Source organism: Qipengyuania sp. B-5, assembly GCF_056857815.1.
Map to the genome: position 1 here is coordinate 58,411 of NZ_JBSXNU010000029.1, position 26,748 is coordinate 85,158.

The window sequence follows — 26,748 nt, forward strand, 5'->3', positions numbered from 1 at the left end:
CGTGGCAGCCACGCGCGCGAGCGGCCAGCTACAAAATCATTACGGAGAACGAGATCAGTGGGGAACGTCGTCGAGGTCGCGGAGGAATGTCTCGGTCCAGTTCTGGACATTGTCGTCCCGCACCGTCCCTATCAGCTTCTGGTAACGCTCCTTGCGCTCTTCCAGCGGCATATCGAGAGCAACCCCGATTGCATGGGCAAGATCGTCGGGGCTGTGCGGATTGACCATCACCGCGTCCTGCAATTGCGCTGCCGCTCCAGCGAATTGCGACAGGATCAACACTCCCGGATCTTCGGGGTCCTGTGCGGCAATGTACTCCTTGGCGACGAGGTTCATCCCGTCACGGAGAGGCGTGACGAGCCCGATTTTCGCTGCCCGGAAGAACCCGAACAATTCCTCGTGGCTATAGCCGCGATTGACGTAGCGCACGGGTACGACATCAACTTCGCTGCGCGCGCCATTGATCTGGCCAGTCTTCTGCTCGAGCGTGGCGCGGATCTTCTGATAGCTTTCGACATCTTCCCTGCTCGGAGGGGCGATCTGCACGAAAACAAGGTCGCGCACCCGTTCGGGATGCTTGTCGAAGAACCGCGAAATCCCGTCGAGGCGCTCGGGCAGTCCCTTTGAATAATCCAGGCGGTCGACACCGATCATGGCGGTGCGCCTCCGGGTCGAGCTCATCAGGCGCTGCTGGGCTTGCCGGGCCTCCCCCTTCTCGCCGAGTTTGCTGAAATGTTCCCAGTCGATCCCGATAGGATAGGCCCGCGCAATCGTGGTTCGCCCATCCAGCGTGACGGACCCGCTCTCTTCGTCCACATCGGCACCAAGTTCCTCACGGCAGTAATGCAGGAAGCTATCGAGCCATTCCTGTGTTTGAAAACCGACGAGGTCGTAATGCAGCATCGTGCGTACCAACCGCTCGTGATAGGGCAGCGAGACGAATAGCCGGGTCGCGGGCCAAGGGATGTGCAGGAAAAAACCGATGCGGTTCTTGCATCCACGGGAACGCAGGCGCTCTCCAAGGGGAACAAGGTGATAATCGTGCACCCACACGACATCGTCGGGTTCGATCAACGGGGTGACAAGTTCTGCAAAACGTTCATTGACGCGCTCGTAGCCCTTCCCCGTCTCGCGTTCGAATTTGGCGAGATCGAGCCGGTAGTGGAACAGTGGCCATAGCGTCGAGTTGGCATAGCCGTTGTAATATTCCTCGATATCCCTTTCGGACAGATCGATGGTGGCCGTGGTGACATCGTCGCTGGTCTGCGTTGAGATATTCCCTGTTCGACCGCTTTCGCTTTGTTTGCCCGACCAGCCGAACCACAAACCCTGGCGGTTCTTAAGCGCGGAATGCAGTGCGCCGGCAAGCCCACCTTGCGCCCCCGCTGCTCCACGCGCCTTCGGTACGGCAACACGATTGGAAATTACTACAAGGCGGGCGTCGGCGCTCATCGCACTTCGCTCCAGCTTTTCGAAAGATGACCGGCTGAGTTGATAATACCTACCAGCGAATAGGTCTGCGGGAAGTTCCCCCAAAGCTCGCCCGTCGTGTAATCCAGGTCTTCGCTTAGCATTCCAGAACGCGTCGTATGTCCCAGCATGGCTTCGAACATATTACGCGCTTCTTCGCTCCTGCCGGTCAGGTGCAATGCTTCGATCAGCCAAAAGGTGCAGACGTTGAATGCTGTTTCGGGTGCCCCGAAATCATCTTCGGCAGCATATCGCAGCATGTGATCCCCGCGCCGCAATTCGCGTTCCACAGCCTCGAATGTGGCGAGAAACCGCTCATCATCGGGTTTCAGATAACGCAGTTCGACCATCTGGAGCAGGCTGGCGTCGAGATAATTGCTCTCGAAGCTTGCAACGTAGTGTCCGTCCTCTTCGCTCCAAGCCCGGGCATCGATGGTGGCACGGATTGTCTCCGCGCGTTCATTCCAGAAGGTGGCTCGATCGGCCTTGCCCAGCCGTGCCGCCACATTGGACAGACGGTCGCAGGCGGCCCAGCACATGACTGCCGAATAGGTATGGACCTCTTGCCGCGTGCGAAATTCCCAGAGGCCGGCATCGGGCTTGTCGTGCTTGGCCCACGCCGCCTCGCCTACTTCCTCCAGATGAGTGAAATCCCGTTCGTCCGCCATCCGCAGGAGCCGCGTGTCGAAGAATGCTTGCGCCGTCGGCATCACGATCTGGCCGTAGCAATCGTACTGAACCTGCGTATAAGCTGCATTGCCGATACGTACCGGGCCGTTGCCGCGATAGCCCGCAAGATTTTCGGCCTCGAATTCGTGCAATTCGGCAAGGCCGATCACCGAATATAGCGGCTGAATTTGTCCCCCACGCGCCTGATCGATAATATTGCGAAGGTAAGCGAGGTATTTTTCCAGCACATCCAGCGCGCCCAGCCGGTTCAGGGCCTGCACCGTGTAGTAGCTGTCGCGAATCCAGCAGAATCGATAATCCCAATTCCTCTGGCTGCCGGGCGCTTCCGGTATGGAGGTGGTCAGCGCAGCCACGATCGCGCCGGTTTCTTCGTGCTGGCACAGTTTCAGTGCAATGGCGGCGCGAATGACTTCCTCCTGCCATTCCAACGGAATGTGAAGACCGCGCACCCAGTGCTGCCAATACTTCCTCGTATTCGCTTCCATCGTGCGAACTTCGTTGCGGATGTTGCCCACGAAAGGCTCGTCCGGACCGAGGAAGAAGTGCTGGTCGCTTTCGACACGGTAGCTGCAATCTTCAAGAATATAGCCGACAGGCGCATCGGTGGTAAGGCGCATCGTCTGATCGCCGAGCAGGTAACGGATATGGTTGGTTCCGCTCGTAGTCTTGCTCAGTTCTTCCCCATAGTTGCGCATCGGCTTGAGGCGAACACGTAGGCGGGGAGCGCCCGACACCGGTCGTGCGATCCTGATGAATGCCACGGGCCGATACATGCGCCCCGATCGTTCGAAACGCGGGGCGAAGTCGTAAATATCGAGCGCGCTGCCATCTTCCGCTTCGAGACGGGTGACGAGGATCGGTGTGTTGCGGACATAGTGCTGCGTGGCGGAAACCTGTCCTTCCAGTTCGAACCGCCATACGCCCTCGTCCTGCCGGTCGCCGTTCAGTAACGAACAGAACACCGGGTCACCGTCCACGCGGGGGACGCAGCCCCACACAAAACCTGCCGATTCGTCGACCAGGGCGCTGACCTGGCAATTGCCGATAGGAGAAAGTTCGAGGTTAGGTTCGGTCATAGATCCAGCCATTTGTGCACTGCAGCGACATCTTCGAGGTGATAGCGAGCAGCCTCGCTATCCCGTTCCCCGACGGCAATACCGAAACCCGAGAATTCGATTGCAGCAGTCATTCCGTCTTCATCGGTCGTGTCGTCGCCAATGAAGATCGGGACCGATCCGGCAAAAGGACGCTCCGCCATGAAAGCGCGCACGGCACCGCCCTTGTCAGCGCCCGGTCGGACGAGTTCAGCAACACCCTTACCGCTGGTAACGCAGAGTTCGTGACGCTCGGCAACTTCACGCGCAAACGATAAGGTCGCTTCGGCTTTGGTGGGGCTCCCACGATAATGTAGCGCTCCTCCATGCAACTTCGTCTCGTAGAAGAGTTCATGCAGTTCTGCATAGGCACGAAGCTCCCTCACGCATTCCTCGGAGAGGGCCGCTGGCTCATCACCGAGCCTCGAACCGTCGGGCAATAGCCTCGAAGCACCATGCGACCCTGCCCGGCATAGAGTTATATCGCCCAAATGCGAGGCCAGATCGTCGAGCGCCCTACCGGTTATCAAAGCCAGGCGTCCCTCGAGCCGGTCTCGCAGCGAGTGAAGAGAATCAGCAAGCGTATCGGGCACGTCGATGGCGCCAGGTTCGTGCGCGATGTCCACCAGCGTGCCGTCAAAATCGAGAAACAGCGCCACGGACCCGGCTGCAAGCAGCTCGGCAAAGGGCGGCGGGGATGGGAGCGGAGTGCTGCTAGCCATCAAAAGGGGCCTTAGCGACCTTGCCGCCGAGGTCAAACGATCAGCTATCGGCAATAGCTCCCGGATCGAGGATCAGGTCGCCGTTCTCGACGCGCCAACCCTCCAGACGTGAAAGGAAATTCATACCCAGCACATTGGTATTGCCCAGATTGGGTGCGATCACTGCGTCCAGTCCTTCCGCAGCAATGTTCCCGAAGCTCAGGTGGCCGAGAGTGGTGAGTTCGGCGGTGACCGTTCCGTTGGCGGTGCTAAGCATGACCGGCAAGCCGCCCGTGCGAGGTTCGAGACCGGCACGCGCCGCCGCTTCTCCGGACAAGGCCGTCAGCGTGGCCCCGGTATCGATCAGGAACCGCGTAGGTACGCCGTTCACTTCGGCCACAACCCAATAATGCCCGTCTGCCGCCATGGGCACGAGGGTCTCTTCGCCGACTATGCGCTGTTCCGGCATGCCGATCTCGGTCACGGCGTCAAGCCGCGGATCAAAGCGAGCAAGTTGAAGGAATACGGTGGCGAGGATACCCACCAGTGCAATAGTACTGACGGAGCGAACCAGCCGCCCCCCGGCAATCTTGTTGCGCAGCATCAGAGCGCCAATCCAGCCGAGAAAAAGGGCGGCTATCGTCCCGGCCAGCAGGCCGGATCGCGGAATTGCACGGATGACTTCTGCGATGGCGTCGAAGGCGCTTTGCGGGTCCATCACGCGGATATAGGGAACGGAACTGATCGCGTCGATGAATGGGCCCGAAAAATCAGGGGGCGTCCCGCTTTTCCGTTGCTTCGGCGAGAATTAGCGAAAAGCGGCCCTGCTCGTCGGTCCAACGCTTTTTGGGAGCCCAGCCACCCGCCAGCAACAGCGTGTTCGCGCTTCGACGCGTGAATTTGTGGCTGTTTTCCGTATGGATCGTCTCGCCCTCGCTCATTGCAAAGCTCTCGCCTGCGACCGTGAAAGCGATATCGCGCACTGCCTGCAGATGCATCTCGATACGCGCAAAATCGTCGTTCCATCGGGCCAGATGTCGTAGCGCATCGACAGGAATGTTTCCGCCGAGTTCGCGGTTGATCCGGCGAGCAAGATTGAGATTGAACTCGCCAGTTACCCCCCGCGCATCATCGTAGGCGGCTTCGAGTACCTGCCGGTCCTTCACGAGATCCATCCCGATGAGCAGCAGTGGCATTTCGTCCCGTCCGGCCCCGAGTGTCGCGCGCATCGAGCGCAGCATGTCCACCGCCGTTCGGGCCACCATGTTTCCGATGGTCGATCCGGGAAAAAACCCCAGTTTTTTCGCGCCGAAAACCTCGCTCGGCAATTCCACCTGGCGCATGAAATCCGCTTCGACCGGATAGACATTCAGTGCGGGAAACTTCTCCGCCAATGCGGCTGCCGACATCCGCAGGAAATCGCCCGAAATATCGAGCGGGACATAGGCGGCGGGCTCTATGGCGCGCAACAGGAGCGGGGTCTTCACCGAACTACCCGAACCGAACTCGACCACTGCCCTGCCCTTGCCGATCAGCTCGGCGAATTGCTGACCGCGAGCTTCGAGAATCTCGGTTTCCGCGCGGGTTGGGTAATATTCCTCGAGTTCGGTAATATCTTCGAAAAGCTGCGAACCGGCATCGTCATAGAGCCAACGCGCGGGAATGGCCTTCTGGCGCTGGTGCAAGCCTGCAAGCACATCTTCGCGAAAGGCACGATCCACACCATCCTCATCGCGATCGACGAGCGCTATTCCCTGTTCGGTACTCATAAATCCTTTGCCAATCTCAGCCCCGTGTATTGCCAGCGCTGGTGGGGATAGAAAAAGTTGCGATAGCTGGCGCGCGAGTGCCCCCGCGCGGTGGCGCAGCTGGCGCCCTTCAGAACGAACTGCCCACTCATGAACTTACCGTTGTACTCACCCACCGCGCCTTCTGCTGGCTGGAAGCGGGGATAGGGTAGATAGCCGGAACGCGTGAACTGCCAGCAATCGCCAAACAGGCTATCGGAGCCGATCGGGAGAGGCGGGGACGCATCGTCCAACTGGTTGCCGCTTGCCGGATCATGTGCCGCCAGTTCGCCCTCCTGACCACGGGCGATCGCTTCCCACTCGAATTCCGTCGGCAGACGCTTGCCCGCCCAGGTCGCGAACGCATCTGCTTCGTAATAGGAAATGTGAGTGACCGGCGCGTCAGGATCGCGCTCCTGCCAGCCGCTATGCGTGAAATGCTGTTGCTCACGCCAATACAAAGGCGCGCGAACCCCGTTTTCCTGGACCCAGGCCCAGCCATCGGACAGCCATAGAGTCGCCTCATCATAGCCACCATCCGCGATGAATTCGGACCATTCCCCGTTCGTGACGAGGCGCGATGACAGGGCGAAAGGTTCGAGCAGGACACGGTGTGCGAGGCCTTCGTTGTCGAAAGCGAAACCATCCGACTGGTGTCCGATCCGGGCAATGCCGCCGGGATGCTCATACCAATCATCCGCCTGTTTTCGCGCCGAAGGAACCTGTGTGTCCCACATGGCGGGGCCAAGCGGGTTCTGGAAGAGGGCGTGCTTGATATCGGTTAGCAGTAGTTCCTGATGCTGCTGCTCATGCGCAAAACCGAGTTCGACAAGTGGGCGCAATTCTTCGCGCTCAAGCAAGGGCTGCATGGCGTCATCGACATGGGCGCGCCAGGCAAGGATGTTTTCCAATGTGGGTCGCGAGAGCATCCCCCGGGAAAAGCGCGCGATCCGCTTACCTTCCGCTTCGTAATAGGAATTGAAGACGAAAGGCCAATCTTCGTCATAAAGCGAATAGCCGTCCTCGTGGTCGCGCAAGAGGAAGGTTTCCCAGAACCAGGTCACATGCGCCAAATGCCATTTGGCGGGGGACGCATCCTCCATCGACTGCAAAGTGGCATCGGTTTCGGAAAGGGGTCCGACCAGAGCCTCGCTCAGGGAGCGCACCCTGGCGTATCGTTCTGCAAGATCCCCTGTGGCCGCGGATTGTCTGGCCTGAACGCCGGGCATAGCCCTGCTCTCCTCTTGCAGTTGCCGGCAGCGACAACCGGCGAGCACCATGGCGTATTTAAGTATCGGTTTAAAGGCCGCTATTCAACGTTGCCCACCATGGGTCCGGTGCTTGGTCAAGCCAATTCCGAGATCGAGCGAGCTTTCGAACCAGACGGTCGAAAGGCCAAGAGGTTCCGGCGGTTGCGCGCTGCGCTAGGCTGCGTCCGCCTGCTTCAGCGCGTGTTCGGCATTGAGCGTTTCCGCGATCAGGAATGCCAATTCCAGCGATTGCGCAGCATTAAGACGCGGATCGCAATGCGTGTGATAACGATCTTTGAGCGCTTCGTCCGTAATGGCAACAGCTCCGCCTACGCATTCCGTCACATCCTGCCCGGTCATCTCGACATGGATGCCGCCCGGGTGCGTGCCTTCGGCACGATGCACGGCGAAAAAGTCCTTCACTTCGGTCAGGATGCGGTCGAATGGGCGGGTCTTGTAACCACTCTCCGATTTGACGACATTGCCATGCATCGGATCGCAGCTCCACACGACCGGATGACCTTCCGCCTTCACCGCACGGACAAGGCGCGGCAGGCCATCTGCGACCTTGTCATGTCCGAAGCGACTGATCAGCGTGATGCGACCTGGTTCGCGTGCTGGGTTGAGCGTATCCAGCAACCGCAGCATGGTGTCGGTCTCCAGGCTCGGTCCGCACTTCATACCCAGCGGATTGCCTATTCCGCGCGCAAACTCGACATGTGCACTGCCCTCGAAACGCGTACGGTCCCCAATCCAGACCATATGTGCGCTGGTATCGTACCAGTCGCCGGTGAGGCTGTCGCGGCGGGTCAGCGCCTGTTCGTAGGGCAGGAGCAGTGCCTCGTGGCTGGTGTAGAAGCTGGTGCCCTGCAACTGGGGCACGGTTGCAGGGTCGATCCCGCAAGCTTCCATGAAGTCGAGGGATTCCCCGATCCGGTCGGCGACGTCGGAGAACTTGTCTGCCCAGGGGCTACGCCCCATGAAGTCCAGCGTCCACTGGTGGACCTGCCGCAGGTTTGCGTAGCCACCGCCAGCGAACGCGCGCAGGAGGTTGAGCGTGGCCGAAGCCTGGAAATAGGCGCGGACCATGCGCTGGGGATCGTTGGTACGGGTCTCAGCGTCGAATTCGATGCCGTTGACATTGTCGCCGAAGTAGCTGGGTAGGGTCACATCGCCCTGCGTTTCAGTATCAGAGCTGCGCGGCTTGGCGAATTGGCCCGCCATACGGCCGACCTTAACCACCGGCTTCTTGCTGGCGAAGGTCATTACGACCGCCATCTGCAACAGCACACGAAAAGTGTCCCGGATGTTGTTCGGATGGAATTCGGCGAAGCTTTCCGCACAATCGCCGCCCTGCAACAGAAATCCGTTGCCTTGCGCTACTTCAGCAAGGTCCGCCTTGAGCGCACGCGCTTCACCCGCAAAGACAAGCGGTGGATGGCTGGAGAGCGCCTGTGTCGCCTCGTCCAGAGCTTCGGCGCTTTCATAGCGTGGCAGGTGCTTCGCTTCGAAAGTCTGCCAGCTATCGGGTGCCCATTCGCGTGCCATCATTATTCCAGTTGCAATCAATTAAGGCCAAAACCCAAGCCGACACGCCCTTTTCGCGCAAGCAGCATAAACTTGGCCAGCGCAAAAGAGCGATTGCGCTGATCGCCTCAGCGACCGCTTTGCGCCGAACCGGCTCTGGCAGACGGGGTGGCGAGTTGCTGACCCTCGGGTATCACAGCCATACGCCAGCCGGCAGTTCCGCCGAAATATTCGCGCGCCAGCGCCAGCATGGCTTCTGGCGTGGTCTGCGAGTAATCGTTAATCAGACCTCTTAGCGCCTGCATCCGCCGCGGGTCCTGCGTCGAGCCTTCGAGTTCGAGCAAATAGAAATAATTCCCGCTCGATATCCGCTCGTAATAGTTGCGCAGCGGCTCGGTGGCGCGCGCCAATTCGTCGGCAGACGGCGGCGTTTCGGTCAGTTCACGTGCGATCCGGTCGGCTTCGGCAAAGAAAACCGGCACGTCCTTGGGCTGTAGCTGGGCGAAACCGGTGATCGACCCGCCGCTATCGACATCGGTTGGCCAATCCAGTCGAACCGAAGGTGAATAGCTCGCCCCCGCCTTTTCTCGCATGGCATCGAGAAGCCGATTGCTGAACACTTCGGTCAGGATAGAAAGTTGGCGCGATTTGCGAATTTCGCCCATGCCGCCACCCGTCGGCCAAGAGATAACTGCCGCTGCCTGGTTCGCTTCGCCCTTGTGATAGCGCACCACCGTTTCCCCCGCCGGGGCAATCTCGATCGCACGGTCGAGCATGGCAGGAGGGATAGGCTTGCGATCTGGCAAAGCGCCAAAGGTGCGCGAAAGCGTTTCGATCGCCTCCTCGCGGTCGAAGTCGCCGAAAATCAGCACTTCCACCGGACCTTGAGACAGGATCGGCTCCCACACTTGACGGAAGCCTTCGACCGTGGTGGCTTCGAGTTCCTCGGGCGAAGCCGTGCGGAAGATCGGATTCTCGTCATAGATATAATATTCGAGGTCACGATTCAGGACGCCGCCGGGACTGGAAGCATAGCTCTCGTAGGCCAGCCGCCCGGCAGCCTTTGCCCGGATAACCGGGTTGGGGTCCCAGCGCGGCATACCTAGCTTCGCAGCGAAGAGATAAAGCTGGTCGGCAAGATCCTGGCGCCGCGTCTGGGCGCCAAAGGTGAACGTGCCTTCTTCGATACCGAAATCAAAGCCCATCTTTCGCCCGGTCGAGATGCGGTCGAGTTCTTCCTGTCCGAGCTCGCCCAGCCCCGACTGGATCAACGCCACCTGACCAAGATCGATATAGGGTGCATCTTCGGGATCGAAGGCACGCAGCCCCGCACCGAACCGCACTTTCACCGCCACACGACCAGGCTCATGACTGTTCGCCATCAACAGAGCCTTTACGCCATTGGCGAACTCGATCCGTTCGACATCACCGATACCATGTGGCACGCGCGCCACGACCTCGCCCGGAGTTCCGATCGGCGGAAGATCGTCGAAGCTTATGCTCTGCGCAGCAAGGCGCGCATTGTCTGCTGCAACCACAGGTTCGAGAAGCGCAGACTTGACCGCTGTTTCGCCCGTATCGAGAGCTTCGGGCGTTACATAGACTGCCCGGATGACACTGCCGTCGAAAAGCTTGCGGGTTTGTTCAAGCACGTTCTGCGGGGTCGTTTTGGCCTTCATCGAATTGAAGACCATCAGGAAAGTTTCCGGCGCGGCGATGGCTTCGCGGATATCGACCGCGTTTACTAGATCGTTGGCATAATTCGATCCGGCAAGCACCGAGCGCTGTTCGACCATGTTTGCATAGCCGACTTCCATCTCGGCAAGTTCACGTTCCATCTCCTCCTGGGTGGGAGGATTGGCCAGCGCATCGGCAATAACCGCGCGGACATCGGCCAGTCCGGCCTCCCAGTCCTCGGTCAAGGGGGCAAACTGGACGAGCGTCGCATGGGTCGAGCGACTGATCTTGGACTCGCTCGCCTGAGCATAGAGATAGCTGCCGCCAGCGCGCGCGCGCGCTTCCAGACGCCGGTTGATAAGCGCAAGCGCCAATTGCTCTCTCAGGCGTCCTTCGTTGTAGACAATCGTATCGTCGACCTGCCGCCACGGCCGGAAATAGCCGAAAGTGAAGGCACGCGGCATTGTCGGCTCGACAATTACTGCAACTTCACCGACGGGATTGGCCGGATCCGCGTCTGCGGGAACCGCCGGATCGCCGAAATCCGGTGCCTGCCCCGAAGGGCCTGTCACCTTCCAATCGGAGAAATGTTTTTCGATCATCGATGCGAACAGCAATGGATCGAGATCGCCGACGACCGAAATCACGGTCTTCTCCGGCCGATACCACCGGTTGTAGAACTCGCTGACAGATTTTCCATTGGCTGCGTTCAGGCTGTCTTCGGTGCCGATGGTGATGCGTTCCGCCAGCCGCTGGCCGGCAAAAAGCGTTTGCAAGGTCCGTTCATTGACCCGCTCGCCGACACCCCCGCGTTCGCGTTTCTCGGCAAGTACGATCGGCACCTCGGCTCGAACGTTGGCATCGGAAAGAACAGGCTCGCGTATCATGCCTGAAATGAGCTTCATGCTCTCATCGAGCTTCTGCGCATCCACATCCGGCAGATCGAGCTTGTAAACCGTATGCGTCGGGCTGGTTTCGGCATTGGTATCGCTGCCGAAAGTCGCGCCGAGACGCTGCCAGGTCGGAATCGCTTCGGCACGCCCGAGATACTTGCTTTCGCGGAATAACAAGTGCTCCAGCAAATGGGCATAACCCAGCTCGTCGTCCTCTTCATAAAGCGAGCCGGCATCGATCCGTACTCGGATCGAGACCTGGCCGGGAGGGACACCGTTCTCGCGCACACCGTAGCGAACGCCATTGTCCAGTTCGCCGAAGAGCCACTCCTCATCCTGCGGAACATCGCTGTTCTCGTAAATCCAGGGGACCTCGTTTTCGGCCTGAAGGGATTCGGGGCGCGGTGAGTCCTGAGCGGGAAGTGTCTGCGGAACCAGCAGAAGAACAGGAAAAACGAACGCGAGACGCCGCACGGCGCGCATGGGATCAAACATAGCGCGACATATAGTGACGGGGGTTCTGAAGCGCCAGTGAATGAAGGAAATGCTTTGGTTGGCGGAAGAAGAATGGCTTGTTCCGTCCTCCCCGCACTCCTACATCACACCCATGTTCATCGAAACCGAAACCACGCCCAATCCAGCCAGCTTGAAGTTCCTGCCCGGCCGCCCGGTCATGGGCCAGGGAACGCGCGAATTCGCCACACCCGAAGCAGCTGAGGCCAGTCCCCTGGCACAAGCCATTTTCGACACGGGCGAAGTCGTCAACGTCTTCTTCGGGGGCGATTTCATTTCGGTAACGGCGGCGCCAGGCGCCAACTGGTCCGATCTGAAACCGCAGGTCCTATCTATCCTTCTCGACCATTTCATATCCGAAGCCCCGCTCTTCGTACCTGGAACTGCGGGAGGGATCTCGGTACCCGCCGAGGACGACGCCCTGTTCGTCGAAGAGAACGAGGCCGATGCCGATATCGTCGCCCAGATCAACGAGCTTCTGGAGACGCGGGTTCGCCCGGCAGTGGCGGGCGACGGTGGCGACATCCAGTATCGCGGTTTCAAGGACGGCGTGGTTTATCTGCAGATGCAAGGCGCGTGTTCCGGTTGTCCCTCTTCCACCGCCACGCTGAAGCACGGTATCGAAGGCTTGCTGAAACATTACGTGCCGGAGGTCGTTGAAGTCCGCGCAGCCTGACTTTTTCGCGAACCGATATCAAGGAACTCCATGACCCAGCAATTCCACGACAATCACCTGTCGGCCAACGCCCTCGACCAGATTTTCCGAGAAGCGCGCAGCTATAATGGCTGGCATGACAAGGACGTCACCGAAGAACAGATCCACCAGATTTACGAGCTGATGAAGATGGGCCCAACGTCTGCCAATATGCAGCCGGCCCGCCTCGTCTGGTGCAAGTCTCAGGAATCGCGTGACAAGCTTGCGGAATTCGCTTCGGAAGGGAATCAGAAGAAGATCAAAACGGCGCCCGTCGTCGTGATAATCGGCTATGACATCGACTTTCACGAAGAACTGCCATGGCTGTTTCCGCATACCGATGCCAAGAGCTGGTTTGAAGGAGACGAGGAAGGCCGCAAGGTAGGAGCCGCGCGCAATTCCGCTCTTCAAGGCGCTTATCTGATGATTGCCGCCCGCGCGCTGGGTCTCGATTGCGGCCCGATGTCGGGGGTCGACCTTGACAAGGTTACCCATCATTTCTTCGCCGACCAACCGCGTCACCGGGCCGATTGGGTCTGCGCGATCGGCTATGGCGATAAGGAAACCATCTTCGGCCGCAGCCCACGCCCCGATTTCGACAAGTTCAATCGTATCGACTGACTTGAAGCGCGCCGCCGCCTGATGCAGGGCGCAAAAATGCGCACACTTGCCATCGAAACTGCCGGAGAGGCATGTTCCGTCGCACTTTTCCGCGGCGATGTATTGATCGCCCACGAGCACGAGACGATCGGACGCGGACATGCCGAGCGGCTAGTTCCGATGATCGAGAGATTGCCGGAAAAAGGTCGGGCTCAGGAAATATTGGTCTCGCTTGGCCCGGGCAGCTTCACGGGTGTACGCATCGGCCTCGCCGCCGGACGCGCGCTCGGTCTGGTATGGGGAGCGGTTGTTCTGGGGTATCCCACTCTTGCACTGGTCTCGGCAATCGCGCGCGATCGAGGTGCGAAGAATGTCGGAGTTTGCGTAAACGGGGGACATGGCGAATGGTTCGTACAAAGCTTTGATGGAGATGGCCGTCCTGTCGACGATCTTTCGTCGGTTTCTCCTCGCGAGGCCCTGGTATCGTTGGCCGGGCAGGTGGTGGCAGGTAATCGGGCCAATCAGTTCGCCGAACTATCTACCGAGGCCGTCCAGGCCATCGATTTGCTTGCCGACGCACGCCACGTACCATCGATCCCCCGAGATTTGCTGACCGATAAACTCTCTCCCATCTATGGCCGCGCACCGGACGCGAAGGTACCAGGCCGATGACCGATCTCGATCACCTGCTGGAAGTGATGGAAGCGAGCTTCGACCCGCACTACCGCGAAGCATGGACGCGGCGTCAGGTAGAAGATTCACTTTCTCTTTCTTCAACCTACATGATTCTCGTTGACACGGCAGGGGCGGTCCTTCGCGAAGGAGATGCCGCGGCAGGCTTCGTCCTTGCCCGGCAAGCTGCCGACGAGGTTGAGCTACTCCTGATTGCTGTGGTTCCCGCAAGGCGAGGCCTGGGTTTGGGGCGCAAGCTCCTGCACCTTTTCTTCGATAGTGCCAGAGCGCGCTCTGCGACGAGAGTCTTTCTCGAAATGCGGGCGAACAACCCGGCCGGAGCCCTCTATAGATCGGAAGGTTTCGAACAGATCGGACGACGACGCGATTACTATCGCACGATTACCGGCGAACGGATCGACGCGCTTACCTTTGCCAGGGCAGTCTAAAAACTTCGATTTCACAGCGGGAAATTGCAGGTGCGCAACAAATTTGACGCAAATTTACAATTTTCCATAGACAGTATAAAAAGCAAAGAATAGGCAGACAAAAAATGGAGTCTCCTCAATGGAACAGTTTGAAACCGATATGACCGAGACGTTGATTACGTTGACCTCGGACATTGTTGCTGCCCATGTTTCCAATAACAGTGTCGCTGTAGACGACGTCCCAACGTTGATTTCTAACGTTTATTCCGCTCTTAGCAGTCTTGGTGGTTCCGGTGCTACCGAAGAGGCTCGCCCCGATCCGGCCGTTTCGGTACGCGCTTCGGTCAAGAAAGATCACATCATCTGCCTCGACTGCGGCAAGAAGATGAAGATGCTCAAACGTCACCTTTCGACCGAACACGATATGACGCCGGAAGAGTATCGCCAGCGGTGGGATCTCTCGTCTGACTATCCCATGGTCGCTCCGGAATATGCAGACACCCGGCGTGATCTCGCCAAAAAGATCGGTCTCGGTCGCAAACCCGGCCAGAAGCGTGGTCGCAAGAAGACTTCGTAAAAGACTATCGGTTCAGCTTGAGATGGACGCCCCGGCCCGATATGGGTACGGGGTGTTATTCATTGCAGGAAACCGATTTGCACCAGCGTATCGATCTCGAACAGCTTTGTGCCGATAAAGGCTTACGGATTACCGAGCAAAGGCGCGTAATCGCTCGGGTCCTTTCAGAGGCCGACGATCATCCGGATGTAGAAATGGTCCATGATCGTGCGAACAAGATCGATCCGGGCATTTCGATTGCCACCGTCTACCGAACTGTAAGGCTGTTCGAAGAGGCCGGGATTCTCGATCGCCATGATTTCGGAGACGGTCGGGCGCGCTACGAAGCCGCTCCCGAAGCGCATCACGATCACCTCATCGATGTCGAAACCGGCAAGGTGGTGGAATTCGTCGATCCCGAACTCGAGGCTTTGCAAAAGCAGATAGCGGAGAAACTCGGCTATCGTCTCGTCGACCACCGGATGGAACTCTATGGCGTCCGGCTCGACCGCGAGAGCTGAACGCAAGCTAGCGCGTTATACCGACAAACGGCTGGCTGCAGCGCGGGGAGAGAAAGTCCCCCTAACGATCACTGGATGGATGCGGTTCATCCTGCGTACGATCGGAATATTGGGTCTGCTGCTGATATTTGTTCCGCTACACTATGCCTATCGTATTTTCGCCTATGGCTCGCCCTTCCCGATGTTTTTCCTGCGCTACACGGCGCGAGTGGTAGGCGCTAAGGTGACGGTTGCCGGAACGCCGCTTCGCCGCGACGTATTCTTCATTGCCAATCACATCTCATGGCTCGACATACTTGCCATGGCTGGTGCCAGCGGCACCGCCTTCGTGGCCAAATGGGAATTGAGTCAGGTCCCGGTGATCGGATGGCTTTGCAGCCTCAATCGCACGGTCTTCGTGAAGCGCGAGCACCGAATGGGCGTAGCCGAACAGATCAATGCATTAAGGGAGGCACTGCAAGACAATTGGTCGGTGACCGTATTTCCCGAAGGTACGGTTACAGACGGCCATTCGCTCCTGCCTTTCAAGTCATCTATGCTCTCTGTCCTGGAGCCACCGCCATCGGGGGTGATGGTACAACCGGTCGTGCTCGATTATGGAATAAATTCCGAGGAAATTGCGTGGATCGGTGAGGAAAACGGCCTGCACAATGCAATGCGCGTAATGGCCAGGCGCGGCTCTTTCGATCTGCGAATTACCTATCTGGAACCCTTCAGCCCAGAGCATCATCGCGGTCGAAAAGCGATAGCCGCCAAAGCGCGCGCCGAAATCGTGGAGCAGTTGGTTGCCAATCTCGGCAAGCCGCTGCGCGATTATCACCATGTGGTAGAGGCAGTACGCTATCGACCGCCGCAAGCTCGCAATGCGAATTAAAGCCCTGCCTTGACCAGCCAATCGTGGAACAGCCGAACCGGCCTTTCCTCGAGTGCGGTCGGTTTGCAGACGAACCAGTAGCTATAGGGGCTTTCCACCTCGACCCCGTACAGATCGGTCAGGCGATTATCCCGAGCGCGCCGGAGGTGATCGTCATGCATAATCGCAATACCAAGTCCCTGTGCGGCAGCCTCCAGCATCAACTGGCCGGAATCGAAGTGGTCGATCGCTGTCGGTTCCAGATCGTGCAGCGACAATGCGTCCTTCCACGCCCTAAAGCTTTCGGGTAACTCGTTGTGGATCAGGAAAGTCTGCTTTTCCAACAATGCCTGATCCGGTTCACTCCCGATCTTTTCCGCCACTTCCTTGCTGGCAATGGCATGCACCATGTTGAAGTCGAGCCGTACCGCATGAAGACCGCTCGCCGGGCCGCGAGAAAGAATTATCGCCGCATCCAGCGTGTCGCCCACCCGGTCCTCCAGATGAGGGCCGGTATCGATATCGATATGCAGCAACGGATGCCGGGCACGCAGCTCGCCAAGGCGTGGGAAGAGCCGCTGGCTGCCGAACAGAGGTAATACACCGAGATGGAGACGGAGGACCGACAGGTTTTCCGACTGGCTTTCGACGGCCCTTGCCAGTGCTTCCAGCTGTGGGTTCACCGCTTCGTAAAAGGCGTGCCCATCGTCGGTCAGCTGCATTGCCTGCCGGGCGCGGGTAAAAAGCTTCTTGCCGACAAATTCTTCCAGATTGCCGATCCGCCGCGACAGTGCCGAAGGACTGAGACCCAGTTCATCCGCCGCGGCACGAGCCGAGCCGAGCCGCACGGTACGCACGAAAGCCTCGAGGGCGCGGAGGGGTGGAAGACGGCGTGTAGCCATGCTGGCGAACTATTCAGGAAATGTGAAGCTGTCGAGGACGAATGTTCGCTTTCTTGCAACTTGTGTGATGCTAGTCTGCTGGTTCGATGGCCTCGGGCGCATGCAGCCGCAGCCGGGTGACGTGAGTCTCGTCGCCATCCGTAACTTCGATCTTCCATCCGCTCGGATGCTCCAGAACTTTCCCTACTGGCGGGACCTGCTCCGCCAAAACGAATGCCAGGCCACCCAGAGTGTCGACAGATTCTTCCACCTCGGCCAGTCTCGGATCAACTTTCTCCGCCACATCGTCGAGTTCGGCACGCGCGTCGCAATCCCACATTCCATCACCGATCGAAGCAATCCACTCTTCCGGAGCGTCGTCATGTTCATCTTCGATATCACCGACGATTTCCTCCACCAGATCTTCGATCGTGATGATCCCGTCGGTGCCGGAGAATTCGTCCAGTACGATGGCCAGGTGCATACGCTGAGCGCGCATATCGGCGAGCACGTCCAGCGCATTGCGTGTCTGCGGCACGTATAGTGGTTGGCGCATCAGGACGGTCCAATCGGTCGGAGGCGCCTTCCGCTCGGCCAGGTAGGGAAAGATATCCTTGATGTGGATCATCCCGATCACATCGTCGAGTTGTCCGCGATAAACCGGCATGCGCGAGTGCCCGTGCTCGGAAAAAGCTGCCACAACCTCGTCCCAACTGGCCTCTGCGCTTACCGCAATGATCTCTCCACGCGGTACGGCGACATCGTCGGCGTCATGTTCGCTGAAATGCAGCAGGTTGCGCAGCATCTGACGCTCGACGCCTGAAAGATCGCCCTTGCCGATATCATCGGTGTCCTCGGAACCGTTCTCGCCCTCGTGCTCGTCGATGGCCTCTTCGAGCTGGGCGCGAAGCGACCGCTCGCCGGCTTCGGCGTCAAACAATTTGCGGATCGCGGGCCACAGCCCGCTGCTACTCTCCGCGTCTCCGGCGGGGGGGGAAGAATTGGCCATGGGCCGGGTGCGTACTCCTTGTTCGCTTCGCCTCGAAGCTAGTCGCGATCCCCATATGGGTCAGCAATACCCAGTTTTGCAAGCGCTTCGATCTCTAGTTTTTCCATTGCTGCTGCCTGCTCGTCGGAATCGACATGATCATGCCCTGCTAGATGGAGCATTCCGTGGATCAGCAGATGCGCGGTGTGAGCCTCCAGCCCAAGGCCCCTTTCAGCCGCCTCGCACTGGCAAGTTTCGAACGCGAGGGCGATGTCGCCCAGCATTTCCGGCGGGCCGCCCTCGCTCAGCGCCACGAGATCGTCGCGCCCGAGCATGGGGAAAGACAGCACGTTGGTCGGTTTGTCCTTCCCGCGCCATTCCCTGTTCAATTCGTGGACCTGCCCGTCGACTGTAAAGAGCACGCTGGCGATCAGTCTCGGATTCCCGAGCGCTGGCTCGACCCCGGCTACGGCTTCGTGCGCGCGCTCGGTCAGTGTGGTCCAGTCCTTGTCTTCCGGCCAGCCGTCGATCTCGATATCGAAATGCACTTAAGCGTTCGGTCCCTCGTAGGCCTCGACGATGCGGCCCACGATGGGGTGGCGGACCACGTCTGCAGCCGTAAACCGTATGGTGCCAAAGCCCTCGACACCCTCCAGCTTACCCACCGCGTCTGCCAGGCCGCTCATGCCGTCACCGCCGGGAATATCTACCTGACGAGGATCGCCGCAGACGACCATCCGGCTATTTTGGCCGAAACGTGTAAGAAACATCTTCATTTGCTCGCGCGTGGTGTTCTGCGCCTCATCGAGGATAACGAAGGCATCGGCCAGCGTGCGCCCGCGCATAAAGGCGATTGGCGCAATCTCGATTTCTCCCGACGCCAGCCGCCGCTCGACCTGTTCGGGCGGCATGCAATCGTAAAGCGCATCGTATAGCGGGCGCAGATAGGGATCGACTTTTTCCTTCATGTCCCCGGGCAGGAAGCCAAGCTTCTCGCCCGCTTCCACGGCGGGACGCGAAAGGATCAGGCGTTGGACGCTGCCGTTGATCAGCTGAGCCACCGCCTGTGCCACTGCGAGATAGGTCTTCCCCGTTCCTGCAGGACCAAGCGCAAAGATGATATCGTCGCGTACCAGGCTGCGCATAAAGGTCGCCTGCATGGCGCTACGCGGCACGATGGTCTTGCGCCGCGTGCGGATCATGATCGGCGGGCCTTCGGGCTTGCCGTCCAAGATGCCGTCCAGTGTCGGTTCGTTGGACATGGCGATCAGCGATTCGATCGCGCCAGCGTCAAGATCCTGACCCATTGCTAGCCGGTCGTACATTTCATTGAGCACGTCTCGCGCGCGGGCCACACTGTCTTCCGGTCCTTCGATATGGATCGCATTGCCGCGGGCGGAAATGAATACGCCCAGCCGGTTTTCGACCTGCACCAGATTGGCGTCGAATTGTCCGAACAGGGCACCGAGCAGGCTCTGGTTCTCGAAGTTCACATCCACTTGTGCGCGGCGAACCTCGCGCTGGGGTGCGGGCGGTTTGGTCAGGGCCGGTTCGGCCTGCCGAGCTGGTTTGCGAGCCATCTGCTCCTTTCGCATGGGTTGCGAGTCGGAATCTAGGCGCTCTCCGGTACTTGGCAAGTCGGCTTGCGACAGGCCGGTGGAAAGTCACCTGTTTGTAATCAGGCGGCGACGGTTTCGCGCAATTTCCCGGCGAGCGAATTGGGCCCCGCTTCGACCAGTTCGACTTCAACCATATCGCCGATTTCACATTCGCCCTCGAACCACACGCTTTGCAGCCAGGGCGACTTACCGAGCCACTGGCCGGGCAACTTGCCCTTGCGCTCGACCAGCACTTCGCAGGTCTTGCCGACGCTTGCTTCGTTGAAAGCAAGCTGGTGGCGGTTGAGCGCGGCCTGCAGGCGCTGGAGACGTTCGTCCATCACCTCGCGCGGGATCTGTCCGTCCATAGTCGCGGCGGGCGTGCCGGGACGCGGCGAGTATTTGAAGCTGAAGGCCTGCGCGTATTTCACCTCTTCCACCAGCGCGAGCGTCTCTTCGAATTCCGCCTCGGTCTCGCCCGGGAAGCCGACGATGAAATCGCCCGACAGCGCAATATCGGGCCGCGCGGCGCGCACCTCTTCCAGCAGGCGAAGATAGCTTTCCGCCGTGTGGCTGCGGTTCATCGCCTTGAGCACGCGGTCCGATCCGCTCTGCACCGGCAGGTGGAGATAGGGCATCAGCTTGTAAACTTCCGCGTGACACCGAACCAGCCCATTATAAAAATCGTTGGGATGGCTGGTCGTATAGCGAATTCGCTGTAATTCCGGTATCTTGGCAAGCTCTCTTATCAAGCCGTCCAAACCGATTTCGTCACCTTCCGCATTGCTCCCGGACCATGCATTCACATTCTGCCCCAGCAGTGTGATTTCACGCACTCCCTGATCCACCAGGCGAAGGGCTTCGTCGACCAGATCGGCGAAGGGGCGGGAAATCTCGGCACCTCTCGTATAGGGCACCACGCAATAGGTGCAGAACTTGTCGCACCCCTCCTGCACCGTGAGGAAGGCGGTAGGAAAGCGCTTCTTGCGTGCGGGAAGCGCCGCGAACTTTGCGATGGCCGGCATGTCGGTATCGGTCGCCCGCTCGCCCTTCACCGCTTTTTCGAGCATTTCGGGCAGGCGGTGATAGGCCTGCGGGCCAACGACCATGCTGACCGCGGGACTGCGCGCCATGATCTCCTCGCCCTCGGCCTGCGCCACGCAGCCCGCCACCGCGATCAGCGGCTCCTTACCGACCTTGCGCCCGGCCTTGGTGAGGCGCCCGATATCCGAATAAACCTTCTCCGCCGCCTTTTCGCGAATGTGACAGGTGTTGAGTACGACGAGATCGGCTTCCTCGCCTTCGGGCGCAGGCACGATGCCCTGCTCGCCCAGCAACTCGGCCATGCGCTCGCCGTCATAGACGTTCATCTGGCAGCCGAAGCTCTTGACCCTGTAGGTCTTGGGGGAATTGGTAGGTTTCATGGGAGTGGGCGCTCTAGCGCCCTCGGGACATAGTTTCAATCGGCTTGCGGCTTGCGGTTAAAGTCTATTGTGGCATTGTCGCTGCATGAGAAAAGCACTCGCAGCAATCGTCCCGGTCGCCCTTATCGGTTCGAGCCTATCTGCCCACGAACCTGCGGCAAGCTCTGCTGAAGAACGGTACGAGCAAATCAAGGGATGGGAGGGCCGCTGGAACGTCGAAGAAGTGGACGCTCTACAAATCGTCTTCGAACAAACCGCCCGCGGTCACACAATGGTGGAACGCTGGGAAACTGCCTCGGGCCTGCATTCCATGACTGTCTACCATGTCGACGGCGACGCGATCGTGGCTACTCATTACTGCCCGCAAGGCAACCAGCCGAGCCTCGTGTCAGGCTCTGGCGATCTTAAGACAATCGCTTTCGAATTCCGCGACGTGACCGGTCTGGACAAGGGAGAAAGCCATACGCACTCTCTGTCGTTTACCCAGAACCCCGAAGGATCCTTGCACCGACGTGAAGTTTACATGGAAAGCAGTGGCTTGGGCGATCCAACCACTCTGACGTTGGTCAGATCGCCCCAAGCCGATTGAAATTTAGGAAACAGTCGCCTTAACGATCTTGCCCGGCTCGCGAGGAGGCTCGCCTTTGGGCAGCGCGTCGACATGTTCCATGCCGCTCTCGACCTGGCCCCAGACGGTGTACTGGCCGTCGAGGAATTCGGCATCGTCGAAGCAGATGAAGAACTGGCTGTTGGCGCTGTCGGGCACCTGGGTGCGGGCCATCGAGCAGGTGCCGCGGGTGTGCGGTTCGCTGTTGAATTCGGCCTTGAGGTCGGGCTTGTCGCTGCCGCTCATGCCGGTGCCGGTCGGATCGCCGCCCTGCGCCATGAAGCCGGGGATCACGCGGTGGAAGACCACGCCGTCGTAAAAGCCTTCATTCGCCAGCGTGGTGATACGCTCGACATGATTCGGCGCGAGGTCTGGGCGCAGTTTGATCACCACGTCCTTGTTCTCGCCGTCGCCGGTATCGAGAGTGAATGTCAGCTTGTCGGCCATTGGGAATCTCCTGCGGGTTGCGTTGCCCTCCCCATAGATAGCCGGTCCGTCTCTGGCTAGACCGCCGATCCTGATCGCAGGCTCAGTTTGCTCCCTTCATCTGCTCGTCGGCCAGCGACACCCACTTGCGTACATCGGCTAGCAGGGCGTCGAGCGCAGCGCGATCGCGCAATTGTCCTCCGAAGATCACCGCCTCGATCCGCGTGGTGTTGGCGATATCTGCGGTGGGGTCCGCGCTCAGTAGCAGCAGGTCGGCGATTTTGCCTTCGGACACGCCGCCGAAATCCGCCGTGCGACCGAGATATTCCGCCGGAACGCTGGTCGCTGCCTGGAGCGTTTCCATCGGAGTAAGACCAGCTGCAACCAGGTGTCGTAATTCGTCGTGCAGACTGAAGCCCGGGAATACCATCGTGTCGTTGGCATCGGTCCCGGCCATGATCTTCACCCCCGCATCGTGCGCCATTCCGGTCGTCTTCAGGCCGAGCCGGAAGAAATCGGCGAGATCGCGCACCATTTCGGGCGGCGCCTCGGCTGTACGGTCGAGATCGGGATTCCACTGCCCCTGCTGCATTGCGGGTATGTAGGCCAGCCGCGCATCTTCGCGATAGGAGCTTTCGCCCGCGCGATAATCCATCTCGCGAGTTAGATGCGTCGGCACATAGTAAGTCCCGTGCTCGACCAGCGCAGCGATCTGCGCGGCACACAGTTCTTCGTCGAAGCCGTCGCGCGCTTTGCCGGGAATTGCCTTCCGATCGGGCCACGGCACGTCCTCGCCCATTATCTTGGCCATCATCTGACCGCGAAAGACCGCGCCGTGGCTGGAGCAGTCGAGCGGCAGGTCGCGCGCGTGCTCGATCGAGGTCATGCCCATCGCGGCGGCTTCGGCCATGCTGAACATCGGTGGCAAATGCCCGCCGGTCTTTGTCCCCTGTTCGCGCGCTACAACAAGGAGCGCCTTGAATGCTTCGGGCTGGAACTCATCGCCGATCTTCAGGATGTCGGGCCGTCGCTCAGCGGCCAGCAGCGCCACCGTCTGCCGCGCCTGATCGGCATCGGTCGGCCGATAGAGCTTCCAGACGTCATCCGCGTCTTCTGGCCTGTTGCTGTCGATTTTCAGGCTCGACAGTTCGAGAATGCGCGGACCGACCAGTTCGCCCGATTCGATTTTCGCCCGGCTTTCGCGCATCTCGTCGATGCACATGCCGATCTTGCCCCGCTCGATACAATCGCTGCCCATCTCGCGAATACCGGTAACGCCGTTGGCAGCCATCAACTTGAGCGTGGAGATGTGTACCGGACGGATGCTGGAATGCGTGTGCATATCCATCAGGCCGGGGATCAGATATTTTCCCGTGCCGTCCACCACGCTTTCTGCGCCATGCGCTGCGCTTTCGCTGGGGATCACTGCGGTAATGCGCCCATTGTCGATCAGAACGTCGCGGCCAGGGGTGCGGGTCGCTTGCTCCGGATCGATCACGGTGACGTTGCGAACCAGCAGATCGACCGGCTCGGGGGCAGCTGGCTGGGCATCGGGTATCGTCGTGCATGCTCCAGTAAGCAGGAGCGCAAGGCAAAGCAGGGGTTGGCGCATTGGCTGATGTCTTCCTTCCGAGCGTATGATGGGCACATACATACTGTATTATATCACCAACACAACCCCTATGTTCCACCGCTTGCTTTTCGCACGTCCCTGCTTAGAGCGGCGGAATGTCCAACGAGACGCGCCTCGACGATGACGACGTGATGCTGGCCGATCCGCCAGAGGATGGCGCGCGTCCGGACGACCGCATCGACGACGAGCGGATGGACGAGGAAAACACGCTCAAACCGGCTTTCGTCCGCGCAGTCGAAGATGCACTCGATGCAGGCGAAACCGGCGCGGTTTACGACCTCGTCGAACCGCTCCACCCTGCCGACGTCGCCGACCTTCTCGAACTGTTCGAAAAGGAAGAGCGCCACCAGCTGGCCGCGGCGATCACCGACCTGATGACCTCCGAAGTCGTTGCCGAACTCAACGACTACGTCCGCGAAGAGATGATGGAGGCGCTGCCCGCAGACCGGGTGGCGCAGATCGCCGAACAACTCGAGACCGACGATGCGGTCCAGCTGATCGAGGATCTCGACGAGGACGACCAAAAGGCCATTCTCGCCGAACTCGATCCGGAAAACCGGATCGCGATCCAGGCCGCACTATCCTATCCGGAAGAAACCGCCGGGCGCCTGATGAGCCGCGATTTCGTGGCGGTGCCGGAACACGTCACTATCGGCGACATCATCGATTTCCTGCGCGACGGCCGCGATCTGCCCGAAGACTTCTTCGAGATTTTCGTTGTCGACCAGCGGATGCATCCGGTCGGCACCTGCCAGCTTTCCTGGATATTGCGCACCCCGCGCGACGTAGCTCTTGGCGACGTGATGAAGCGCGACCAGACGTTGATCCCGGCCGAGCTCGACCAGGAAGAAGTCGCGCTGATGTTCCAGAAATACGGCCTGATCAGTGCCGCCGTGGTCGATGGCGACGGGCGGCTGGTCGGCCAGATGACGGTCGACGATATCGTCCACATCATCTCCGAAGAGGCGGGCGAGGACGCCCTGCTGATGTCCGGTGCGGGCGAAGGCGACATCAACGAGCCGATCCGCGAAGCTTATTCCAGCCGCGTGCGCTGGCTCGTCGCCAATCTTGGCACAGCGCTGGTCGCATCGCTGATTATCGCGATGTTCGGCGCCGCGATCGAGCAATTGGTCGCCCTTGCCGTGCTGATGCCGATCGTCGCCAGCATTGGTGGCAATGCGGGCACGCAGACCATGGCGGTGACGGTACGCGCCATCGCTACGAACCAGCTGACACGCAGCAATACGGGCCGCATCCTGATGCGCGAATTTCGCGTGGCGATGCTCAACGGCGCGACCATCGCAATTTTGGTCGGACTGGCCACGGCGGCGGTCTTCACGCCCACGCTAGGCGCAGTGATTGCGCTCGCCATGATTATCAATGTGGCGACCGCAGGTCTCGCGGGTGTCCTCGTGCCGGTCGCATTCGAACGCCTCGATCAGGACCCTGCCGTGGCCAGCAGCGTATTCGTGACCATGATCACGGATTCGATGGGGTTTTTTGCCTTCCTCGGCCTCGCGGTCGCCAGCGGTATCGTGAGCGCCTGAAGTGCGCTACTTTTCCTTCACCAGCGCCGAACTCGCGCCGTCTTGCGTGAATTTCGCACCGGTTATCGCACCATCTTCTTCGTTAAAGACGATCTCCGCATTCACGGCGCGCCAAAAGAATTCGAGCGGCGCGCGGGGAAAAATTGGCAACGCGCCCTGCCCTGTGATCGTGGCGAAAAGTTGGCCACCCTCCCTTGTGATCATTAGAGCAACATTGGGCGCAAAGCGGTAAACACCGGTGACCCGCTCAAGCGCGTCCGGCGTCAATTGAACTTCGCTACGATCCACGCTCGCAGGAGCCTCCGGGACGGGCCCAGCCTTCGCGACCGGCGCTCCGATGAGGGCGTGCAGCGCAATATCCTGGGCGGCAGGTTCGACAGCGGAATTGGTCAGCGCAACCACGGCGCGATCGGTGGCGGGCTGCATGGCCATGTAGGATCGAAAGCCCCCGGTCCCTCCACCATGCCCCACGACTTCACCCTCAGGTGCAGGAACGATCATCCACCCCAGGCCCGCGTCAAATCCCGGTCCCTCCCTTCGTTCGGCCAACGACAGCGTCATTGCAGGTGCGATCGGGGATGCAGGATCAAGTGCCGCCTTGAGGAAAATCAACATGTCCGCTGTCGTCGAGCGCATGCCTCCAGCACCGACAAAGACCGAAAGGTCCCACGCGCTGGTTGGCCGCATGTACTCGTCATGGCCGGTCGCAAAGCGCGCTTTCTGGTCGGGTGAAAGCGCGATCGCAGTGTCATCCATCCCGAGCGGTTCTAAAATGCGAGTCCGGAGCAGCGTTTCGAAATCCGTGCCCGCGGCGCGGGATAGCGCATAGCCAAGCAGGCCAACCCCGAGATTGGAGTACTCGTACTGGCTGCCAATATCTCTCGGCAGCTCGTATCGGGCGAGGAAGGCGAGCAGATCCTGCTCGGTGTAGTCGGCGTAGGGGTTGGCCACGTCTGCGGGGCTCAGGTTGTCGGGTAATCGGGGCAAGCCCGAATCCTGCTGCGAAAGATTGCGCAGGGTTATCTCCTGCCCGTTACGCTGAGGCACAGGGGCATCTTCCGGTAGATATCTTGCGACGGGGTCGTCGAGGGAAACCGTTCCATCGAGCACCATGTCGGCCAACAGCAGCGAAGTGAAAACCTTCGTCATGGAACCGATCTCGAACAGGGTGTCGGCGTCGACCTCTGCTTCGTCACCCGCGACCGTTCGGGTAGCCGCCCCCTGAAGTATCCCCAGGATCATTTCGGCTCCGGGCCGTTCGGAAAGTCGATCTGCGATCATGCTCGAGATCAGCGTGTCCGAAGGGATCGTCCAGTTTTCCGGCAGAGTAGGACGTTCGGTGGCGGCTGGACGTTCGGGAGGTTGGCCAGCAGCGAGATTCAACGGCAATTGCATCCCGGCCTGACTGAACACCCCGGTCCAGTGGCCAGCAGCCGCGTCCCATTCGCCTGTATAGCTGGCGCCGATCGCGGGAACTGCGAAGGTCAGAGTGCTATCGACAGCTTCAACTTCGGAGAGCGGAATGTCGAACGCCTTCTGATCCGGGCTGTCGAGGGTACCCGCCAGCGTTCCGTCCGCCCGCCGCTCGATTGCAACTCCGATGGAGAGTTCGGTGCTGCCGATAGTGAGCGCGCCTTGCCAATAGCCTTCGGCCTGCTGCGCAGCTGCCGGAGTGGATATGACCATGGCTCCGATCATGCACGTGTTCCGCAAATATC

General features: G+C 59.8%; 25 protein-coding genes. 9 read left to right on the forward strand and 16 right to left on the reverse strand.

The annotated features are described in order from the left end of the window. Window positions 1–54 precede the first annotated feature (54 nt). From otsA to AC13CE_RS03215, 8 genes are all read right to left on the reverse strand, one after another. Window positions 55–1,452 carry an alpha,alpha-trehalose-phosphate synthase (UDP-forming) gene (gene otsA, locus AC13CE_RS03180; protein ID WP_482971446.1) on the reverse strand — a complete coding sequence of 466 codons (1,398 nt, stop codon included), beginning with the start codon at window positions 1,450–1,452 and terminating at the stop codon, window positions 55–57. Further along, window positions 1,449–3,236, reverse strand: coding sequence for a glycoside hydrolase family 15 protein (locus AC13CE_RS03185; RefSeq protein ID WP_482971447.1), 1,788 nt, complete (start codon window positions 3,234–3,236; stop codon window positions 1,449–1,451). Before AC13CE_RS03185 ends, otsA begins: the two co-directional genes overlap by 4 nt. Beyond that, the gene (gene otsB / locus AC13CE_RS03190) at window positions 3,233–3,976 is read right to left on the reverse strand and encodes a trehalose-phosphatase (RefSeq protein WP_482971448.1); all 744 of its coding nucleotides are present in this window, start codon (window positions 3,974–3,976) and stop codon (window positions 3,233–3,235) included. The genes AC13CE_RS03185 and otsB overlap by 4 nt, the downstream gene beginning before the upstream one ends. 40 nt (window positions 3,977–4,016) lie before the next feature. Further along, entirely contained in the window at window positions 4,017–4,673 is a 657-nt protein-coding gene (locus AC13CE_RS03195) for a retropepsin-like aspartic protease family protein (RefSeq protein WP_482971449.1), read from the reverse strand. A gap of 52 nt (window positions 4,674–4,725) precedes the next feature. Continuing rightward, on the reverse strand, window positions 4,726–5,724 hold the full coding sequence (gene egtD, locus AC13CE_RS03200; protein WP_482971450.1) for an L-histidine N(alpha)-methyltransferase: 999 nt from the start codon (window positions 5,722–5,724) through the stop codon (window positions 4,726–4,728). Further along, a complete protein-coding gene (gene egtB, locus AC13CE_RS03205) occupies window positions 5,721–6,971 on the reverse strand; it encodes an ergothioneine biosynthesis protein EgtB (protein ID WP_221540959.1) in 1,251 nt (416 codons plus the stop codon). Before egtB ends, egtD begins: the two co-directional genes overlap by 4 nt. A gap of 195 nt (window positions 6,972–7,166) precedes the next feature. Beyond that, the gene (locus AC13CE_RS03210) at window positions 7,167–8,540 is read right to left on the reverse strand and encodes a class II 3-deoxy-7-phosphoheptulonate synthase (RefSeq protein WP_482971472.1); all 1,374 of its coding nucleotides are present in this window, start codon (window positions 8,538–8,540) and stop codon (window positions 7,167–7,169) included. A gap of 107 nt (window positions 8,541–8,647) precedes the next feature. Beyond that, entirely contained in the window at window positions 8,648–11,584 is a 2,937-nt protein-coding gene (locus tag AC13CE_RS03215) for a M16 family metallopeptidase (protein WP_482971451.1), read from the reverse strand. A gap of 112 nt (window positions 11,585–11,696) precedes the next feature. Between AC13CE_RS03215 and AC13CE_RS03220 the strand changes: the two genes are divergently transcribed. From AC13CE_RS03220 to AC13CE_RS03250, 7 genes are all read left to right on the forward strand, one after another. After that, window positions 11,697–12,278 (forward strand): NifU family protein, encoded by a 582-nt coding sequence (locus AC13CE_RS03220; RefSeq protein ID WP_482971473.1) that lies wholly within the window; start codon window positions 11,697–11,699, stop codon window positions 12,276–12,278. A 30-nt stretch (window positions 12,279–12,308) separates the two neighbouring features. Beyond that, entirely contained in the window at window positions 12,309–12,917 is a 609-nt protein-coding gene (locus AC13CE_RS03225) for a malonic semialdehyde reductase (RefSeq protein ID WP_482971452.1), read from the forward strand. Between the two features lie 36 nt (window positions 12,918–12,953). Further along, window positions 12,954–13,568, forward strand: a complete 615-nt coding sequence (tsaB, locus tag AC13CE_RS03230) for a tRNA (adenosine(37)-N6)-threonylcarbamoyltransferase complex dimerization subunit type 1 TsaB (RefSeq protein WP_482971453.1) — start codon at window positions 12,954–12,956, stop codon at window positions 13,566–13,568. Continuing rightward, the gene (locus AC13CE_RS03235) at window positions 13,565–14,017 is read left to right on the forward strand and encodes a GNAT family N-acetyltransferase (protein WP_221540967.1); all 453 of its coding nucleotides are present in this window, start codon (window positions 13,565–13,567) and stop codon (window positions 14,015–14,017) included. The genes tsaB and AC13CE_RS03235 overlap by 4 nt, the downstream gene beginning before the upstream one ends. Before the next feature lie 118 nt (window positions 14,018–14,135). Then, complete coding sequence (locus AC13CE_RS03240; protein ID WP_482971454.1) at window positions 14,136–14,573, forward strand: Ros/MucR family transcriptional regulator; 438 nt, start codon at window positions 14,136–14,138, stop codon at window positions 14,571–14,573. Window positions 14,574–14,650: 77 nt separating this feature from the next. Then, on the forward strand, window positions 14,651–15,073 hold the full coding sequence (locus AC13CE_RS03245) for a Fur family transcriptional regulator (protein WP_160726555.1): 423 nt from the start codon (window positions 14,651–14,653) through the stop codon (window positions 15,071–15,073). After that, the gene (locus AC13CE_RS03250) at window positions 15,045–15,947 is read left to right on the forward strand and encodes a lysophospholipid acyltransferase family protein (RefSeq protein WP_482971455.1); all 903 of its coding nucleotides are present in this window, start codon (window positions 15,045–15,047) and stop codon (window positions 15,945–15,947) included. The genes AC13CE_RS03245 and AC13CE_RS03250 overlap by 29 nt, the downstream gene beginning before the upstream one ends. On the opposite strand, the gene AC13CE_RS03255 is transcribed toward AC13CE_RS03250, so the two are convergent. The 5 genes from AC13CE_RS03255 to miaB all read right to left on the reverse strand — a co-directional run bounded on the left by AC13CE_RS03255 (window position 15,944) and on the right by miaB (window position 20,817). Beyond that, complete coding sequence (locus tag AC13CE_RS03255) at window positions 15,944–16,828, reverse strand: LysR substrate-binding domain-containing protein (protein WP_221540974.1); 885 nt, start codon at window positions 16,826–16,828, stop codon at window positions 15,944–15,946. The two genes, AC13CE_RS03250 and AC13CE_RS03255, sit on opposite strands and share 4 nt — an antisense overlap. A 70-nt stretch (window positions 16,829–16,898) precedes the next feature. Further along, window positions 16,899–17,816, reverse strand: coding sequence for a hemolysin family protein (locus tag AC13CE_RS03260; protein ID WP_482971456.1), 918 nt, complete (start codon window positions 17,814–17,816; stop codon window positions 16,899–16,901). A 38-nt stretch (window positions 17,817–17,854) separates the two neighbouring features. Further along, window positions 17,855–18,343 (reverse strand): rRNA maturation RNase YbeY, encoded by a 489-nt coding sequence (gene ybeY, locus AC13CE_RS03265; RefSeq protein WP_482971457.1) that lies wholly within the window; start codon window positions 18,341–18,343, stop codon window positions 17,855–17,857. Continuing rightward, window positions 18,344–19,375, reverse strand: coding sequence for a PhoH family protein (locus AC13CE_RS03270; RefSeq protein ID WP_482971458.1), 1,032 nt, complete (start codon window positions 19,373–19,375; stop codon window positions 18,344–18,346). Between the two features lie 98 nt (window positions 19,376–19,473). Continuing rightward, window positions 19,474–20,817: a tRNA (N6-isopentenyl adenosine(37)-C2)-methylthiotransferase MiaB gene (gene miaB / locus AC13CE_RS03275; RefSeq protein ID WP_482971459.1), complete on the reverse strand. Its 1,344-nt coding sequence runs from the start codon at window positions 20,815–20,817 to the stop codon at window positions 19,474–19,476. A gap of 85 nt (window positions 20,818–20,902) precedes the next feature. Between miaB and AC13CE_RS03280 the strand changes: the two genes are divergently transcribed. Beyond that, window positions 20,903–21,406 (forward strand): hypothetical protein, encoded by a 504-nt coding sequence (locus AC13CE_RS03280; protein ID WP_221540986.1) that lies wholly within the window; start codon window positions 20,903–20,905, stop codon window positions 21,404–21,406. Between the two features lie 3 nt (window positions 21,407–21,409). Here the strand turns inward: AC13CE_RS03280 and AC13CE_RS03285 are convergent, their stop codons facing one another. Then, entirely contained in the window at window positions 21,410–21,871 is a 462-nt protein-coding gene (locus AC13CE_RS03285) for a peptidylprolyl isomerase (RefSeq protein ID WP_221540988.1), read from the reverse strand. Window positions 21,872–21,953: 82 nt separating this feature from the next. Then, a complete protein-coding gene (locus AC13CE_RS03290; protein WP_482971460.1) occupies window positions 21,954–23,462 on the reverse strand; it encodes an amidohydrolase family protein in 1,509 nt (502 codons plus the stop codon). Between the two features lie 116 nt (window positions 23,463–23,578). On the opposite strand from AC13CE_RS03290, the gene mgtE reads away from it, so the two are divergent. Next, window positions 23,579–25,030 (forward strand): magnesium transporter, encoded by a 1,452-nt coding sequence (mgtE, locus tag AC13CE_RS03295; protein WP_482971461.1) that lies wholly within the window; start codon window positions 23,579–23,581, stop codon window positions 25,028–25,030. Between the two features lie 6 nt (window positions 25,031–25,036). Here mgtE and AC13CE_RS03300 read toward each other — a convergent pair whose 3' ends face one another. Continuing rightward, window positions 25,037–26,728: a serine hydrolase gene (locus tag AC13CE_RS03300; protein WP_482971462.1), complete on the reverse strand. Its 1,692-nt coding sequence runs from the start codon at window positions 26,726–26,728 to the stop codon at window positions 25,037–25,039. Between the last annotated feature and the right edge of the window lie 20 nt (window positions 26,729–26,748).